The sequence below is a fragment of the Myxococcus sp. CA023 genome (assembly GCF_010998615.1).
GTDB lineage: Bacteria > Myxococcota > Myxococcia > Myxococcales > Myxococcaceae > Myxococcus.
The window spans coordinates 56,542-73,932 of sequence record NZ_JAAEAH010000002.1 but is presented as its reverse complement, the minus strand read 5'-3'; the positions used below and the strand labels follow the sequence as shown (position 1 = coordinate 73,932).

General features: G+C 71.0%; 13 protein-coding genes. 4 read left to right on the top strand and 9 right to left on the bottom strand.

The annotated features are described in order from the left end of the window. Positions 1–7: 7 nt before the first annotated feature. The 3 genes from F8M74_RS00730 to F8M74_RS00720 form a co-directional block, all read right to left on the bottom strand. The gene (locus F8M74_RS00730) at positions 8–1,105 is read right to left on the bottom strand and encodes a hypothetical protein (RefSeq protein WP_163884307.1); all 1,098 of its coding nucleotides are present in this window, start codon (positions 1,103–1,105) and stop codon (positions 8–10) included. Between the two features lie 136 nt (positions 1,106–1,241). Then, a complete protein-coding gene (locus F8M74_RS00725; protein ID WP_141253664.1) occupies positions 1,242–1,565 on the bottom strand; it encodes a hypothetical protein in 324 nt (107 codons plus the stop codon). Between the two features lie 65 nt (positions 1,566–1,630). Further along, positions 1,631–2,977 (bottom strand): nicotinate phosphoribosyltransferase, encoded by a 1,347-nt coding sequence (locus F8M74_RS00720; RefSeq protein WP_141253665.1) that lies wholly within the window; start codon positions 2,975–2,977, stop codon positions 1,631–1,633. A 172-nt stretch (positions 2,978–3,149) separates the two neighbouring features. Between F8M74_RS00720 and F8M74_RS00715 the strand changes: the two genes are divergently transcribed. Continuing rightward, positions 3,150–4,244: a 2-hydroxyacid dehydrogenase gene (locus tag F8M74_RS00715; RefSeq protein ID WP_301340585.1), complete on the top strand. Its 1,095-nt coding sequence runs from the start codon at positions 3,150–3,152 to the stop codon at positions 4,242–4,244. Between the two features lie 35 nt (positions 4,245–4,279). Further along, on the top strand, positions 4,280–5,572 hold the full coding sequence (locus F8M74_RS00710; RefSeq protein WP_171410222.1) for a universal stress protein: 1,293 nt from the start codon (positions 4,280–4,282) through the stop codon (positions 5,570–5,572). Between the two features lie 25 nt (positions 5,573–5,597). Here the strand turns inward: F8M74_RS00710 and F8M74_RS00705 are convergent, their stop codons facing one another. Genes F8M74_RS00705 through F8M74_RS00695 form a run of 3 tightly spaced genes read right to left on the bottom strand, consistent with a single transcriptional unit; the run spans position 5,598 to position 10,214 of the window. After that, on the bottom strand, positions 5,598–6,263 hold the full coding sequence (locus tag F8M74_RS00705) for a metallophosphoesterase (RefSeq protein WP_141253667.1): 666 nt from the start codon (positions 6,261–6,263) through the stop codon (positions 5,598–5,600). 60 nt (positions 6,264–6,323) lie between these two features. Beyond that, on the bottom strand, positions 6,324–9,302 hold the full coding sequence (locus F8M74_RS00700; protein ID WP_141253668.1) for a tetratricopeptide repeat protein: 2,979 nt from the start codon (positions 9,300–9,302) through the stop codon (positions 6,324–6,326). 12 nt (positions 9,303–9,314) lie between these two features. After that, the gene (locus tag F8M74_RS00695; RefSeq protein WP_141253669.1) at positions 9,315–10,214 is read right to left on the bottom strand and encodes a sigma-70 family RNA polymerase sigma factor; all 900 of its coding nucleotides are present in this window, start codon (positions 10,212–10,214) and stop codon (positions 9,315–9,317) included. Between the two features lie 205 nt (positions 10,215–10,419). On the opposite strand from F8M74_RS00695, the gene alr reads away from it, so the two are divergent. After that, positions 10,420–11,649 (top strand): alanine racemase, encoded by a 1,230-nt coding sequence (gene alr / locus F8M74_RS00690; protein WP_141253670.1) that lies wholly within the window; start codon positions 10,420–10,422, stop codon positions 11,647–11,649. On the opposite strand, the gene F8M74_RS00685 is transcribed toward alr, so the two are convergent. Next, positions 11,606–12,649: a lysophospholipid acyltransferase family protein gene (locus F8M74_RS00685; protein ID WP_171410221.1), complete on the bottom strand. Its 1,044-nt coding sequence runs from the start codon at positions 12,647–12,649 to the stop codon at positions 11,606–11,608. The two genes, alr and F8M74_RS00685, sit on opposite strands and share 44 nt — an antisense overlap. 95 nt (positions 12,650–12,744) lie before the next feature. Here F8M74_RS00685 and F8M74_RS00680 point away from each other — a divergent pair, with 95 nt between their 5' ends. Further along, a complete protein-coding gene (locus F8M74_RS00680) occupies positions 12,745–15,498 on the top strand; it encodes a M1 family metallopeptidase (RefSeq protein ID WP_141253672.1) in 2,754 nt (917 codons plus the stop codon). A 64-nt stretch (positions 15,499–15,562) separates the two neighbouring features. On the opposite strand, the gene F8M74_RS00675 is transcribed toward F8M74_RS00680, so the two are convergent. Beyond that, positions 15,563–16,315 (bottom strand): enoyl-CoA hydratase, encoded by a 753-nt coding sequence (locus F8M74_RS00675; protein ID WP_141253673.1) that lies wholly within the window; start codon positions 16,313–16,315, stop codon positions 15,563–15,565. Between the two features lie 135 nt (positions 16,316–16,450). Continuing rightward, complete coding sequence (locus tag F8M74_RS00670) at positions 16,451–17,356, bottom strand: ribose-phosphate pyrophosphokinase (RefSeq protein ID WP_141253674.1); 906 nt, start codon at positions 17,354–17,356, stop codon at positions 16,451–16,453. Positions 17,357–17,391 lie beyond the last annotated feature (35 nt).

Genomic DNA, 17,391 nt, shown 5'->3' with positions numbered 1-17,391 from the left:
GCGAGTGCTACGGCTCCGTCACCGTGCTGGCGGGCGCCGCCGCGGTGACGGTCCGTTGCTGGGGCCAGAAGCGCGTGCCGTGGACGTTCTCCAACGCGGCGATGCGCTTCTTCGTCTTCGCGTCGTAGACGCGGGCGGCCTGCTCGGCGGAGACCAGCAGCAGGCGTCCGCGCATCCGCAGCGCCACGGTCGACGTGGGCGCGAGCGCCAGTTGCTCAGGCTCCACCAGCCGGTCGTTCACCTCCCAGCGCAGCGGGAGCATGAGCGTGGGCAGCTCGCCCGTGGCTTCCCAGGAGTAGAGCGGACCCTGGTGCGTCTCCATGGAGACCCACATGCCGTAGGCCGTGTGGCCCCGGTCCTTCACCACCGCGTCCAGCCGGGCCGCGTCTTCGTTGCCTTCCTCCAGCTCCGACTCGGAGAGCCGGTCCGCGTCCTGGCTGAAGGTGGAGGACGTCAGCCGGCTGGCCGTGGCCAGGGCTTCCGTGCCCAGGGCACCGTCCATCTCATACAGCGTGGCCACCGTCTCCAGGTGCTTCCACTGGCCGGCCTCGTGGCGGTACGCGTGCGCCAGGCCCGGGCTGCCTTCCGCCTCCGGGAGGAGGAAGCGCTTGCCGTCGAAGAGGAAGTACTCACTGCCGCTCTCCATCTTCCGCGGCAGGTCCTCCAGCTGCGACACCAGCGCGACGACGTGGCCCGCTTCGTCGAAGCCCAGCGTGTCGGTGTGGCCGAGCTCGGGCAGCAGCAGCCGGGTGCTCTGGCCGGACTCGAAGTCCACCTGCCAGGCGCGCGGTGGCAGCTCGCCGTTGCCCCGGTCCACCATCAGGCCCTGCCGGCCACGCGGCCCCCAGGCCAGCTTGAGCCGCTCGCACCCCGCGTCCACGGTGGCGAGCGGCTTGCGTGTGCCCGACGACTCATGGCGAATCCAGGTACATCCCGAGGGCGACGCGGCTTCGAGGAATGACAGGGTGTAGCCAGGCGCGGGCTCGGTGGGCGACGGAGGCGGAGTGGCGGAGGGCTCGGGGGCGGGGTCCTCTGACTTCTTGCAGGCGCTGCCCAGAAGCAGCGTCGAGCCAAGGATGACAGCGGGGCCGAGATGGCGACTCATGTTGCGCTCCAGCGGAAAAAACGGCCCTCCACCATGGCAGATGGTTGGGCCTCAGAGGAAGCCACCATAGGAGTACCCGAAGGGCGCACCGGGGTCATTAGGACCTCGTCGCTTGCCTCCCTGGTGGGTTCGCGTTTCAAGTCGGGAAGCCCACGTTGCATTCGGGGAGCGCCTTGCGCAGGGCCTCGACTTCTTCTGGTGGAATGGAGGTCCGGTAGAGGTCCAGGCTCTTGAGGCCGAAGCGCTGATAGTCCTCCGGAAGGAGCGAGCTCAGGTCGGGCGCATGCTCGAAGGTCATGTGCATGGGTTCCAGGTCCGCCGGGTGCTGGCCCGCGGCGTTCTGTCCCAAGGTGCTCCGCAGCGTCGCTTCCAGGTTCTGCCACGCGGTCTCAATGGGGACAGGCGGCGCCTTGCCTTTCGCCGCGGAGGCTCGTGGTGGAGCGGTCTTCTTGGTCGCCATGGCGTTGCGTACCGCCTTGGAGAAATGCCGGCAAGGGACTCCGTGCCCGTGCGCATCACCGCGGCTCACGTCGCCGCGGACCACAGCTCCACTTCGTGCTCGCGAGCCCGTAGCAGCGCTTGTCCCAGCTCCACGGGATAGGGCGGCCGGGCGGGTGACAAGGCGCGAATCTCGGGCGGAAGCCGTGAGAGTTCGCTTCGCGCGAATTCGCGGATGCCCTCCAGTGTCGGTGACGCCTCGGGCAACCGCTGTCCCCCGCGCATCACCGGTTGGAGCAAGGGCCTTCCGGGCGCGGGGTCCTGCCTGCACGTGAGCACGTCGCCGCGCGCCACGCCGTCCACCTCCCGCCGGTAGATTTGCTTCGCGCCCGGGAGCAGCAGCTTCCCCGATGACAGCTTCACTCGGGGCCGCCCTGCGTACGCCACCAGCTTGTAGGCCATGTCCACCGCGGGCGCGTCCGACGAAACGCCCATGGCCGTGCCCACGCCGAAGCTGTCGATGGGCGCCCCGCGCGTCACCAGCCTCTCCACCGAGTCTTCGTCCAGTCCGCCGCTCGCGTACACGCGCACCTGCCCCAGGCCGGCCTCATCGAGCATCTCCCGCGCCGCCTTCGACAACGCGAGCAAATCGCCCGAGTCCAGGCGGATGGAGCGCACCTGGAAGTCCTCGCCCAGCTCCCGCGCCAGTCGGATGACGTGCTGCACGCCGCGCAGCGTGTCGTAGGTGTCCACCAGCAGCGTGGCGTTTGGATGGACGCGCACGAAGGCGCGGAACGCCTCCAGTTCGTCGTCGTGCGACTGCACGTAGCTGTGCGCCATGGTGCCGGCGAGCGGAATCCCATACGTCTTCCCCGCCAGCACGTTGGAGGTGGAGTCCACGCCCGCCACGTACGCCGCGCGCGCTGCCTTCAGCCCGGCGTCCGTGCCGTGGTAGCGCCGCAAGCCGAAGTCCATGACGTGGCGTCCGGCGGCGGCCGTCACCACGCGCGCGGCCTTCGAGGCCACGGTCGTCTGGAAGTGCACCTGGTTGAGGAGGTACGTCTCCACCAGCTGTGCCTCCGGCAGGGGCGCGCGGACCTCCAGCAGCGGCTCCTCGGCGAACACCGGCGTGCCCTCCGCGACAGCGTCCACGTCACCGCTGAAGCGGAAGCGTTCGAGCCACCCGAGCAGCCGGTCCGAGAAGCGGCCTCGAGATGCCAGCCAGTCCAGCGCCTCCGCGCCGAAGCGCAGCTGCTCCAGGTACCTCAGCGCATCGTCGAGCCCCGCCGCCAGCAGGTAGTTCCGCCGGGGCGGGAGCTTGCGCGCGAAGAGGCTGAACACGGCCTCGTCCCACATTCCTTCCTCGAGATAGGCCTCCGTCATGGTCAGTTGGTAGAGGTCTGTGAGCAGCGCGGTGTCTTCCGGCCAGGTCATGTCGGGGCTCCGCTCGAAGGGGCACTGGCGCCTCAAACTCAAGCTAGGCCCTGGCCTCGACGCGCGCTCCCACAAGTCCGCTGCCCGGCGAGCAGGCGCCCGCCGCTCGTGCAGCTTTTGCCGCACGCCCCCTGGCTGCGCATCCTTTGCGCGGCTGTCGAGGTCCGACGGCATGGGGCTGCATGGAGCAGGCCTTGCATTGACGCTGGTGGCACGCGGCGAGAATGACTCGCCGGGCAAGGGAGCGGGCATGCGGGTGGCTGTCTTTGACACACACCGATACGACCGGGACGCGCTGGAGGCCGCCAACGCACGTTTCGGACATGCGCTCACCTACTTCGAGCCGCGCCTGACGCTCCAGACGGCACCACTGGCGGAGGGCTTCCCCGCCGTGTGTTCCTTCGTCAACGACAAGGTGGACGCGGCCACGCTGGAGGTGCTGCACGCGGGTGGGGTGCGGCTCGTGGCGGCACGCTCCGCGGGCTACAACCACGTGGACCTCGAAGCGGCGCGGCGGCTGGACATGCGCGTCACGCGTGTGCCGGAGTACTCACCCCACGCGGTGGCCGAGCACGCGGTGGCGTTGGTGATGTCCCTCAACCGTCACATCCCGCGTGCCTTCTCACGCGTGCGTGATTGGAACTTCTCGCTCGACGGGCTGGTGGGTTTCGACCTCGCCGGCAAGACGGTGGGCGTGGTGGGAACGGGCCGCATCGGCCGCGTGGCGGCGCGCATCTTCAAGGGCTTCGGTTGCAACGTGCTCTGCTACGACGTGGCGCCGGACGCGGCCTTCGAGCGCGAGCTGGGCGTGCGCTACGCCCCGCTCGACACGCTCTTCTCCGAGTCGGACATCCTCTCGCTGCATGTCCCGCTGACGCCGGGCACGCGGCACCTGGTGGACGCGGCGGCGCTGGCGCGGATGAAGCGGGGCGTGGTGCTCGTCAACACCGGCCGCGGCGCGCTCATTGACAGCAAGGCGCTGGTCGCCGCGCTCAAGTCCGGCCACATCGGCGGCGCCGGACTGGATGTGTATGAAGAAGAGGAGGGCGTCTTCTTTCAGGACCTCTCCGGGCAGGTGCTCCAGGATGACGTGCTGGCGCGGCTGCTCACCTTTCCGAACGTGCTCGTCACGTCGCATCAGGCCTTCCTCACCCATGAGGCGCTCGCCAACATCGCCGAGACGACCCTGGCGAGCCTTCAGGCCTTTGAACGTGGCGAGCCCCTGGTGAACGAGGTGCGCGCCGAGCAGGTGCTACGCGCGCGTTGATTTCCACTCCACGCCCTTTCGAACCTGGAGCTGCCATGTCCATTGTCTGTGCCACCAACTTCTCCGACACCGCGCGGCGGGCCTCCACGCTGGCCGCGGAGCTGGCTCGCAAGGCCGGTACGTCCTTGTGGCTGGTTCATGTCCTCAACCCCGACTCCGTGCGCGCCTTCGGCAAAGCCCTGTTGGGGTCCGCCGAGGCGGTGCTGAGCGACGAGACGAAGCGCCTGGAGCAGCTGGGTGTGAAGGTGGAGCCCGTGCTCCTCACCGGCGAGCCGGCGGTGATGCTGGAGGGGTTCTGCCGGGAGCAGGGGGCCTCGCTGGTGGTGGCATCGCGAGCCGCGGACGAATCGCCCTTCGGGGGCGAGGGTGGCACGGTGGACCGGATGGCGCAGTCGCTGACGGTGCCCCTGCTCGTCATGCGCGACCCTGCACCGCTGGAGGCGTGGGTCCGGGGCGAGCGGCCCCTGAAGGTGTTCCTCGGTGTGGACCGCTCCCTGCCCTTCGAGGCGGCGCGCGACTGGGTGCTGACGTTGAGCAAGGGGGGCCGGGTGGACGTGGTGGGTGGACGCGTCTACTGGCCCGAGGAGGAAGCCCGCCGCCTGGGGCTGCGGCAGGCCTTGGCCTTCGGTGACGCCCTGCCCGAGCTGCAGCAGGTGCTGGAGCGGGAGTGCACGGAGTTGCTGGCCCCGCTGGCCCAGGGCGGAACGCCCGTGCGCACTCGCGTGGAGGTGGGCGTGGGGCGCATCGCCGACCACCTGGTGGACCTGGCCGAGCAGGAGCACGCGGACCTGCTGGTGGTGGGCACGCACCACCGCCGCGCGCTGGGTCGGCTGTGGAGCGTGTCGCGTCATGCGCTGCGGCTGGCGCGGATGTCCGTGGTGTGCGTGCCCGCGCAGGCGATGACGGTGGGCACGGACACGCCGTTGCCGGAGTACCGCGAGGTGATGGTGGCCACGGACTTCTCGGAGACAGGCAACCGCGCGGTGGCCCATGCCTTCGCGTTGACGGCCCCGGGCGGCACGGTGCATCTGGTGCACGCCACGGAATCGAAGCCGTCGCTCGAGGAGGAGGCCCAGATGCGCGAGCAACTCTCGGCGCTCGTCCCCAAGAGCGCGAACGACCGGACCGTGCGGCTGAACATCATCCCCGGCAGCAAGGACGTGGTGGCCACGCTGGCGCAGGCGGCCGAGCGGCTCGGTGTGAGCGCCATCGTCATGGGCACGCATGGGCGGTCGGGCTGGAAGCGCGCCGTGTTGGGCTCGGTGACGCAGTCCCTGCTGCTGCGCACGGACCGGCCCGTGTTGGTGGTGCGGCCCCCGGCGACGTGATGAAGCGCGTGGACGCTCCCTTCTTCTAGGAAGCGTCCACATCCACGTAGGCGCGCTTCGCCAGGATGGACACGATGCGGCCCTCCGGCATCACGTAGGCGGAGAGCTTGCCGCCGTACACGCAGCCGGAGTCCAGCCCCACCGCATGCGGGTGCCGTTGGATGCCCCGCATGGCGTCGTGGCCGAAGATGACCAGCTCCGGCCCCTGCCACAGGCTGGCCCAGGGCGCGCCCGCGTCCACGCGCTTCGACGGCGTCCCATCCGGCAGGATGCTGCGCAGGTTGAGCAGCTCGTCTTCCTTCTGCGCCTCCAGCGGCACGCCTGGCACCAGTCCGCCGTGCACGGCGACCACGTTCAGCTCGGGGAAGAAGCGGTACAGCGGCTGGGACTCCAGCCACGCCCAGTCCTCGGGCGTCAGGGTGTCCAGCACCTGCTGATGCTCGGGCTTCAGTTTCTTGCCGCGCGGCCCCCGGCCGGCGTGCCAGCGCAGCACGTGGGCGTCATGGTTGCCCCGCACCGCCAGGAAGCCCTTCTCACGCGCACGGCGCACCACACCGGCGGAGTCCGGGCCCTTCGCCACCAGGTCCCCCACCAGCACCACGCGGTCGTCCGGTCGCCAGGCGCACTGCGTCAGCAGCGCGTCCAGTTCCTCCGCGCACCCGTGCACGTCTCCAATGAAGAGCGTTCGCATCCGCCCTCCCTTTAATGCGCTTTGCATCTATCCGGAAACCCTCTGTCGGGTGTCAGGCATTCAGGGGGCTCGCGCGGCGGGAATGTGTGGGGGCCTGGGCAGGCGTGCCCGCCAGGCATCCACTTCCTCCAGCGCTTCCTGCCCTGACGTCCCCAGCGTCACCAATGACTCACGGGCTTCCTCCGCCAACTGAAGCGCGCGGGACCGGTCCCGCTTCGCGTCCCAAAGCGCTTGCGCCAGGAGGAAACGCGCGCGTGCCTGCTCGCTGGGCGCCTGTGGCGACCGGGCTCCGCTGGCCACCACCCGCTCCAGGAGTTCGGCGGCCTGAAGCGGTCGGTGCAGCGCCAGCAGCGTGCGGCCCAGGTCCATCAGCGTCCCCGTCCGGTAGCCGTAGGCATCGTCCTCGCGCGCATCGAGGATGACGCGGGCGCGCTCGAGGTAGGGCAGGGCTTCGGTGTAGCGCTGGTCCATCATCAAGAGTTTGCCCGTGGCCCGCAGCGTCTGGGCCACGTAGGGATGCTGGGCGCCCAGCCGCTGCTCCAGCGGCGCGAGCATGGTGTGGAAGCGGGTCAGGGCCTCTTCGGAGCGGCCGGCACGCGCCATCAGCGTGGCCAGGTTGCCCAGGGTGATGAGCGCGCCCGCGCCGTCCGCGCCTTCGACCTTGAGCGCGATGTCCAGCGCACGCTCCTGGAGCCGCAGCGCCTCATCGGAGCGGTTCATCCGCTGGAGGGCCGCGGCCAGGGGATTGATGGCGGAGGCGACATTCGGGTGCTCGGGGCCGAGCGCGCGCTCGAAGACCTCCAGCGCGCCGCGGGCCAGGGTTTCCACCTGTTTGACGTCAGACCTGCTCCAGTGCGCATAGGCCAGCTCCAGCTGGGCACGTGCCACGTCCGGATGGCTGGGCCCCAGGGCCGCGCGGCGCGTGCTCAGCGCCTGTTCGAAGAGCCGCATCGCCTCGTCGGCGCGCAGTTGGGCCATGCGCGTGGCACCCAGCTCGAGCCGGACGTCGGTGACCTCCAGGCTGTCAGGCCCATAGGTGGCTTCCAATCGCGAGAGGGCGGACTCCTGCTGCTCGGCCGCCTCCGTGTAGCGCCCCTGCGCGAAGAGGAGCGCGCCGACCCGGGCCTGGAGCTGCGCGCGCAGCACGCCGTCACCGCCCAGCCGTTCAATGGCGGCCTCCGCGCGCTCACGCCACCGGTGTCCCAGGGCGTGCTGGTCCAGCACATAGCCGGAGGCATGCACCAGCCGCGTCCAGGCGCGCGCGGCCGCCACGTCGTTGCGTCCTGCCTCCGCGTTCCACACGGCGTCGAAGTAGGTGGTCTCCGCGTCGCGCGGCTGACCTGTCTCCTCCCGCAGCTGTCCCATCAGCAGCAGGGCGTCCGCGCCGCCGTGGCGGTCATCCGCGTCCTTCGCCGCCTTCACCACGGGCTCCAGCAGCGCCACCGCCTCCGTGTACTTGCCCGCGGCCTTCAGGGCTCGCACCCGCACCAGCGTCCGTGCCCGTTCATGAGAGGCGCCGTCCGTGGGCTGGGGCTCACGCGCCGCCAGTGCCGCCAGGTCCGAGCACCTGCCCAGCGGCGGCAGGGCCTCCGCGGCGCGCGCGGCCAGCTCCACGGTGCCCGCGTCCGCCCGGGTGAAGAGCTGCGTGAGGGCGGCCACTTCCGCCAGCCGCCCATCCAGGCAGTGCATGCGCCGCGCGAGGACCTGCTCGGATTGCTCACCCCGCACGCGCGTGGCCTCGCAAGCGGAGGTTCGCATCGACGCCCACTCCGCGGTGTACGCATCCAGCGTGCGCCGCACGCGGAGCCATGCGGCGGGCGCGAAGGGCTTGCCCGTCGCGAGGAAGGCGGACTCGATGGTCTGCTGCGCTTCCGGCCCCCATACCGAGGTCATGGCCTCGTCGGCGCGCTGGCATGCCCGTGCCCGGCTGGCGTGCACCGCGTGGGTGAGGCCCACCGCCATCAGCAGCAGCGCCGCGCCGCCCACCGCGGGCAACCAGCGCTTCCAGCGCGAGGCCGGGTCGTGCTGAAGCGCGGCCAGCAGGGCATTCAGGTCCGTGTACCGGTCCATGGCTCTGGCGGACAGCCCCCGCAGCAGCACGCGCCGCAGCCAGGGCGGGACGTGTGTGCCCCGGGGCGCGGGCCGCACCTTGCCGGCGCGGACCTCGGTCAGCAGTTCGTGCGGGGTGGTGGCGGCGAAGGGGCGCTCGCCGTAGAGGGCTTCGAATAGCGTGACGCAGAAGGCGAACTGGTCGCTTCGGGCATCCGCGGGCGCGTGGGCCTCCATCTGCTCGGGGGCCATGTACGCGGGCGTGCCTCCCGCCAGGGGTGACACGTCGTCCAATGGATTGGCGTTGCGCGCGAGCCCGAAGTCGGTGACGCGCACGCGGCCGTCCTGGCCCACCAACAGGTTCTCCGGCTTGAAGTCCCCGTGGACCACGCCCGCCGCGTGCGCCGCCGCGAGTCCCCGGCCCGCGTCCAGGAACAGCGCCAACACCTGTCGCCACGTCCGAGGCGCGTCCTTCAGCCAGGGGCGCAGCGTCCGCGCGTCCACCAGTTCCATGGTGAGGAACACCTGCGGCCCGAAGGTGCCCACGTCGTAGACGGGCACCACGTGCGGATGGGAAACGCGTGCCATGGCCTGCGCTTCGTGCAGCAGGTGCGCGCGGCCCTGCTCCGCCTCCAGGCCCAGGGCCGCGACGCGTAGCAGCTTGAGCGCCACGCGCCGGTCCAGCTCCGGGTCGTAGGCGCTGTAGACGACGCCCATGCCTCCGGAGGCCAGCCGCTCCAACACCAGGTAGCGGCCCACCGCGGTGCCTCGCTCCAACGAGGGACCTCCTCCCGAGGGTGGCCGGGCGTTCGTCAGCGCGGTGGTGACCCCGGGCGGGTCGTCGTCGGGGGCCTGTGCCCGTAGGGCCTCGGCCACCATGCGGCGGCAGGCGGAGCAGGTGTCCAGGTGCGCATCCACCTCCGTCGCGCGCGCGGGAGGCAGGCCCCCCATCAGCAGCGCCACGAACGTGTTTTCATCCAAGCAGGCCATGGGACGCGCGCGTCAGTCGTTCATCCGCGAGCGCAGCAGGCGGCTGAGGCTCACGTCGAGCTGACTGGAGATGAGGCGCAGCACGCTGTCGAGCTGGGAGGACGTGAGGCGCAGGCGCTCGGTGAGCCGTTGCCGCGTCCGCTGGAGCAGGGTCTCCTGCGCGCCCAGCACCCAGCGCGCCGTGGTGGAGCGGTGCACGCCGTACAGCGCGGCGAGCTGGTCGATGCTCAGGCCGTCCAGGTACTTGAGGCGCAGCACGTTGCGCTGGCGCGGCTCCAGCGCGAGAAGCGCGGTGGAGAAGCAGTCGCTGAACTCGGCGCGGTACGTGCGCTTGAGGTAGGCCAGCTCGGGGTCGTCCTCGGGAGACACCAGCATCGACAGGTCGCCGTCGTCCGTGGAGGCCGCCGGTCCGCCGCGCTGCCGCTGCCAGTCCAGGGCGAGCCACAGCGCCGCCGCGCGCACCCAGCCACTCAGCGGGCCCGTGCCCGGATATGCCGCCAGCCGGGCCGGTGTCTCCGCGCTGCCCACGAGCATGCGCTGACGCAAGAGTTGGCGTACCTCGTCCAGGCCCGAGGGCGGCAGCTTCAGCCGGACCACTGCGAGATTCACCTCCGGGAGGTAGCGCGCCTCGAACGCGGAGAGCGCCGTGGGCAGCCCGTCCGCCGCCGCGCGAGCGAGGTAGACGTCCGGCAGGCTCAGGGTCTCCACCGTCACCTCCGTGTCGTCACCGGGGAGCAGCCGGGCGAGGTGACTGACGAAGCGGCGGGCTTCCAGGTCCACCCCGGGCCAGGGCGCGCGCGCCATGTCCAGGGCCCGGGCCAGCCGTGCTTGGAGTGGGGCCAGCGACTCCGGCGAAGACGCCTCCGTGCCACCGCGTGCCGCGACGAAGGCCTGGGCCAGGGATAAGTCCATGGGGGACACGCGTGAGTCGATGGCACCGCCTCCGGAAAACCGCTCCGGGCGGTTCAACCGTCGGGGGCGACAATGCATCCCCAGTGGCCCTTCCAGCAAGGAGGCGACATGGACCCGGGGCGTCGCCACCGCCGTCCGCCTGCTCCGCGCGCGGGCGGGTGTGGCGTACGGGCCGCGCCTGGCGCATGGCCCGCGCATTGCTGGTATGGCTGCGAGCGTGGTGGAGGTGAACGTGGAGTCAATCGGCAGTGGCCCAGGAGACGCAGTCCATTCCTCGTGGCTGGAGTTGAGTGCGTCCGCCCTGCGGCACAACGTCGCGGTGTTCCGGGCCCTGGAGGGGCAGGGGGCGCCGCGCGCCCTGGGGGTGGTGCTCAAGGGCAACGCGTATGGGCACGGGCTGGCGCAGGTGCTGCCCGTGGTCCACGGCGAGGTGGACCTCCTCTATGTCATCGCCCCGCAGGACGCGCTGAAGGTGCGGGAGTACGAGCGGGCACGGGGACTGGCGCCACGGCAGGTGCTCGTCCTGGGCGCGGTGGCGCCGGATGAGGCGGTGGTGCTGGCGCGCGAGGGCGTGGACGCGGTGGTGGCGGACCGTGGCTGGGCGGACGCGGCGGCGGTGTTGCGCGCGGCGAAGCTGGAGCGCCCCCTGCGGGTCCACGTCCACCTCGACACCGGCCTGGGGCGCGAGGGCTTCACGCTGGAGGGGCTGCCCACGGAGTCTCGTTTCCTCTCGGAGTCCCGAGACGTGCTGGAGGTGGTGGGCGCGCTCAGCCACTTCGCCAACACGGAGGACGTGACGGAGCAGGGCTACGCGCTGGCGCAGGTGGACGCCTTCGAGAAGGGGCTGGCGTTCCTCTCCGAGCAACTGGCGCCGGCCCGGCCGCTGCAAAGGCACATCGCCGCGAGCGCCGCGACGCTGGTGTTGCCCCGCGCCCGCTATGAGGCGCTGCGTGTGGGGATTTCGCTCTATGGGCTGTGGCCGTCGCCGGAGACGCGGCTGTCGGCGCGGCTGGTGCTGGGCGAGGTTCCGGTGCTCAAGCCGGTGCTGTCGTGGCGGTGCCGCAGCCAGGTGGTGAAGTGGCTGCCCGCGGGCAGCTACGTGGGCTACGGCTGCACGTACCGGTGTCCGGAGCCCACGCGCATCGCGGTGCTGCCGGTGGGGTACTACGACGGCTACCCGCGCCTCGTGTCAGGCAAGGCGCACGTGTTGGTGAATGGCCGCCGGTGTCCGGTGCTGGGACGGGTGATGATGAATCACCTCATCGTGGACGTGACACGCGCCACGTCCGACGAGCGCCCCGTGACGGCCACCCTGATGGGCCGCGACGGCGAGGAGTCCGTGCCCGCCGAGTCACTGGCCGGCTGGGCCCAGACGATTCACTACGAGCTCGTCACCCGGCTGGGGGCGCACCTGAAGCGGACGGTGGTGGCGTAGTCCCGGCGGGCAGGGCGGCCTCCGGTGGCGGCTGCACCTTCCAGCGGCGGTGCAGCCACATCCACTGGTCCGGGTACTTGCGGATGCAGCGCTCCAGCGCGGCCGTCACGCGCGCGGTGTGCTCCGTAATCGGGTCGGCGCACTCACCCGGCGCGGGCGGGAGGATGGGGCCTTCCACTTCCAAGCGGAGGCGCGCGCCGCCTCGGCCGTTGCGTACGCTCATCACCACGAACACCGGGGCGTCCGTGCGCGCCGCCGCCACCGCCATGGCCGGCGTGGTGGAGGCCAGCTTGCCGAAGAAGGGCACGAAGGCCGCCCCCTTCGCCGGCAGCGCCTGGTCCAGCAGCATGAAGGGGGACTCGCCGCGATTCACCGCGTCGATGATTTCCTGGATGGCACCTCGCGGATAAATGAGGCCCGCGCCGATTCTCACGCGGTTCTCCGCGATGCGCGTGTTGAGCGCGCCCTTCAGCGGACGCACCAATGCATCGAGCGGGATGCCATGGCGGATGAGCATGTCCCCCAGCAACTCCCAGTTGCCGAAGTGCGCCGTCACCATCAGCGCGCCCTTGCCCGTGGCCACGCGCGCCTTCAGCGCCTGCCAGGCCGCATCGCCTTCCACGCCCTGCTCGGCCCAGTCCAGCGGCAGCCGGTCGCCGGAGGGCAGCGACTCCAGCACCACGCGCGACATGTTGATGTAGGCGCCGCGCGCAATCTCCCGGCGCTCCGCGTCACTTTTCTCCGGCATCGCCATGGCCAGGTTTTCCAACGCCACGCGACGACGGATACCCAGCCTGTATGCGAGGTTGCCCACGAAGCGAGCGAGCGCGTCACGCGACTCCGGAGACAGCCACGTCAAGAACGCCCAGACAAAGCGCGTGAGGAATCCCACCACCCGTCCGGGTGGCGTTCCGACGATGCGGCGCAGGTGCTCTGCCGGGAGCTTCTGCGTCACGGCGGGTGAGTCAGGGGGCGGGGATGCAGGCGCAATCTGGGACACGTGACGCACTCCACCTCGAAGTGGAGATGACGGCAAGGCCACACCTGCCTGTTGCGCGCTACCTTGCTCGCTTGGCATGGGACACACTGCGCGCCATGCCCAACCTGCTCCGTCCAGCGGCACTGGCCGCTGTCGCCCTCCTTAGTGCGTGCGGTGCCCGGCAGAACCCTCCCGCCACCGCTGAACCCCCCTCGGCCCAGACGTCACAACAGCCCGTCTCCGCCACACCGCCGTCACCGAAGCTGCGCCTGCCCACGGAGGTGCGCCCCACCGGCTACAAGGTGGAGCTCACGCTGGACCCGAAGGTGTCCGCGTTCCGGGGCGTGATGGACATCGCGCTCGACGTGACGAAGCCCACGTCCGTGGTGTGGCTGCACGCGAAGAATCTCAACGTGACGAGCGCCGTGTTCGTTCAGAACGGTTCGGCTTTCATCGGGACGCCCGTGAAGGGCGAGGAGGACTTCCTCGGCTTCTCACTGAAGAATCCGTTGGCCACCGGCAGCGCGCGGGTGCACATCGTCTATGACGGCGTCGCGTCCGAGAAGGAGACGGACGGCGCCTTCCGCGTCAACGAGGGCGGGGACTGGTACATCTACACCCAGTTCGAGCCGGTGGACGCGCGCCGCGTGTTCCCCTCCTTCGACGAGCCTGGCTTCAAGGTGCCGTGGCAGCTCACCTTCCACGTGCCCGCGGGCGTCGTGGCCGTCACCAACACGCCGCAGGAGTCGGAGGAGGCGCGCCCGGACGGTGGCCGCACCTACCGCTTCGCGCGCACGCAGCCGCTGCCCAGCTACCTCATCGCCTTCGGCGTGGGGCCCTTCGACTTCCTCCCCGCCGAGGACGCGGGCCAGAAGAAGGTGAAGACGCGCATCATCACCCCGCGCGGCCGCACGGTGGAGGGCACCTACGCCGCGCAGGTGACGCCGGAAATCCTCGCCGCGTTGGAGGACTACTTCGGCATCCCGTATCCGTACGAGAAGCTGGACGTGCTGGCGGTGCCGCTGCTGCGCGGCGCCATGGAGCACCCGGGCCTGGTGACGTTCACCTCTCGCCTCATCCTCGCGAAGCCGGAGGAGGACTCGCTGAACCGCCAGCGCGCCTTCTCCGACACGCAGGTGCACGAGCTGGCGCACCAGTGGTTCGGCAACCTGGTCACCATGCAGTGGTGGGATGACCTGTGGCTCAACGAGGCCTTCGCCTCGTGGATGACCCCGCGCATCGTCGAAACGTGGCGCCCCGCCTGGGACGCGCCCGTCGAGCGCGTGCACGACCGCGCCCGGGCCCTGGACGCGGACAGCCTCCTGTCGGCGCGCCGCATCCGCCAGCCCATTGAGAGCGCCAACGACATCCACAACGCCTTTGACGGCATCACCTACGGCAAGGGCTCCGCGGTGCTCAGCATGACGGAGGAGTGGCTGGGCCGGGATGTCTTCCAGCGCGGCATCCAGCGCTACTTCCGCAAGCACGCGGGTGGAAACGCCACCGCGAACGACTTCCTGAACGCCGTGTCCGCTGAGTCCGGCAAGGACGTGACGGCCATGTTGGGGAGCTTCCTGGACCAGAGCGGGGCGCCGCTCGTCACCGCGTCGCTGGCGTGCGGCGCGGACGGCGCGAAGGTGGTGCTCACGCAGCAGCGCTACCTGCGGCTGGGGGCCGCGTCGCCGGGCCCGCAGACGTGGAAGGTGCCGGTGTGCGTGGAGTACGCGGCGGGCGGCAAGGAGGCCCGGACCTGCACGCTGCTGGAGGGCGAGCGCGCCGAGGTGGCCCTGAGCGAGGCGAAGACGTGCCCGGACTGGGTGTTCCCCAACGCGGAGGGCGCGGGCTACTTCCGGGTCCAGCTCGATGGGGACGCGGCGGCGAAGCTGGCGAAGTCCGGGATGAAGCGGCTGTCGCGCACCGAGCAGGTGACATTCCTGACGGACGTGCGCGCGCTGGCCCTGGCCGGGACGATTCCCGCCGCCGAGGCCTTGGCCCTGACGAGCCGCCTGGCGAATGAGCCGGACCGCGTCGTCACCCTGGCCTCGCTGGACCTGCTGGAGCTGGTCAGCTCGCGGCTGCTTCCGGACGAGAAGCTGAAGGACCGGGCCCGCTTCCTGCGCGAGACCTATAGCCCCCGGGCGCGGCAGCTCGGCTTCGCCCCGCGCAAGGGCGAGAGCGAGGACACGCGCCTGCTCCGGCCCCGGCTGGTGCGGCTGGCGGGACGGGACGGCAGGGACCCGAAGCTGCTCGCGGAGGCGCGTGCCCTCGCGAACAAGTGGCTGAAGGACACGCGCGCGGTGGCGCCGGAGATGGTGGACGTGGTGCTCGCCCTCGCCGCCACCGAGAACGACGCGGCCTTCCGGGAGCAGCTCGTCGTGGCGGTGCGCTCGGAGAAGGAGCGGCGCACGCGCCAGCACCTCATCGGCGCGCTGAGCAGCTTCACGGACCCGGGGCTGGTGAAGCAGAACCTGGCCCTGGTGTTCGAGAAGGGCTTGGACCCGCGTGAGACGATGTGGATGGCGTTCGCGGCCTCGCAGGGCCTGCGCACCCAGGACGTGGCCTTCGATTTCGTGAAGGAGAACTACGACCGACTGGTGGGGGACTCGCCCGAGGCGCTGCTGCCACTCGATGCCGCCGGACGCATGGCCTACATCGGCAGCAACTTCTGCGATGCGGGCAAGCGTCAGCAGGTGGAGGACTTCTTCTCCGAGCGCACCGCGAAGGCGCCGGGTGGCCCCCGGGTGCTGGCGCAGGTGCTGGAGATCGTGGACCAGTGCATCGCGCTGAAGAAGACGCAGGCGGCCAGCGTCGAGTCCTTCCTCGCGAAGGGCACCACACCGCGTCCGCCGCGGGCACCCGCGTCGCGGTAGTCGCGCGGGCGGCCGGGCCCGGCATCCCTCATGGGGTGTCCGGGCCCGGAGGTTCCGCCAGGCCCTACTTCCGGCCGCGGGACATGAAGGACATGAAGGCTTCCTGCGCCTCGGTGGACTGGAGGCGCTGGATGAACTCGCTGCCCTCGCGGGCCAGCGTCTCGCGAATCTGGGCGCGCAGGGGCTCGCGAATCAGCCGCTTCGTTACGCGCACCGCCTCCGCCGGGCGGGAGGCCAGCGTGGCGGCGCGCTCGGTGGCCACCTGCTGGAGGCTGGCGTCCGGCACCACCTTGTTGATGATGCCCGCGCGCAGCGCCGTGGCCGCGTCGAAGGGCTCGCCGAAGAGCAGCAGCTCGCTGGCCAGCGCGAAGCCCGCCGTCCTGGGGATGAGCAGGCTGCTGGCGCCCTCCGCGCACAGTCCCAACTGGACGAAGGGCATGTGGAAGCGCGCGCGCTCGCTGGCCACCACGTAGTCACAGTGCAGCAGCATCGTCGTGCCGATGCCCACCGCCGGGCCGTCCACCGCCGCCAGAATCGGCTTGTCCGCGTCCACCAGCGCTCGCAGGAAGCGGAACACGGCGCTGTCCTCGCCCGCGGGCGGGTGCTCCATGAAGTCGCCAATGTCGTTGCCGGCGGTGAAGACGTTGCCCGCACCGGTGAGCAGCACCGCGCGCACGTCGACGTTGCCCTCCGCGTCCTTCAGCGCGCGGGTGGCCGCTTCGTACATGGCATGCGTGAAGGCGTTCTTCTTCTCGGGCCGGTTGAAGGTGAGGGTGAGGACCCCCGAGTCGAGCTTCGTCAGCAGCGTGTCGGACATGGTGCCGGGGAGCCTAACCGACTCCGTGCGTTGGGGCGGGAGAATGGCACCCCACACCCTGGCTGGCGGTGCTGCCGAGGAGCCCAGGCCCCCTCGGGCGGGCAGGGCCTGGGCGCGGGAAGTGTCCGCTGGCCGTCAGGGCCGCAGGGCCCGGGCCACCAGGGGCGCGAGCGTCACCACCTGGTGGTGGAACGGCAGCCCCAGGACAGGCTCCACGCTGTCGGTGCTCACCAGCCGGGTGAGCGGCAGGTTGCGCAGGCGCTCCACGGCGGGGCCCACCAGCAGGGCGTGGGTCGTCGCCACCGTGAAGTCCTCCGTGCAGCCCGCGTCGCGCAGGGTGCCCGCGGCGGCGACCAGGGTGCCACCGGTGGACACCATGTCATCCACCAGAATCGGTCGGCGTCCCCGCACCTCGCCCATCAGCCCGCTGGCGTGGACCTCGTCTCCGCTCAGCCGCACCTTGTGAATCACCGCCCACGGCCGGTTCAGCAGCCGCGCCAGGGCCTCCGCGCGCTTCACCGCGCCCAGGTCCGGCGCCACCACCACGGAGGTGTCGGTGACATGCTCGCGCAGCGCGTCCGCCAGCAGCGGCAGCGAGGTGAGGTGCTCCAGCGGCGCGCCGAAGCAGCCTTCCAGCGCGGGGCTGTGCAGGTCCACCACCAGCACGCGCGCGAAGCGGCCCTGTGACAGCAGGTCTGCCACCAGCCGGCCGCCCAGGGGCTCCCCTGGCCTGGCGCGCCGGTCCTGCCGCGCGTAGCCCAGGTAGGGCACCACGGCTTCCAGGCGGGCGGCCCCCATGCGCCAGCACGCGTCCGCCATCAGCAACAACTCCAGCAGGTGCTCGCCCGCGGGTGGCGTCGTGGACTGCACCAGGATGACGGTGCGGCCTCGCACCTGCTCGGGCACCTCGACGTGCATTTCCCCATCGGGGAAACGCTCGAAGTGGCAGTCAGCGGGCGCTACGCCCAGGGCTTGCCCGAGCGCGCGTCCCAGGTGGGGGCTCGCCGTGCCAACAAGGAGGACAGGGTCCATGGGCCGCACCCTAGCGCGCCTGCCGGTCGGACGGTGCGTCCCCG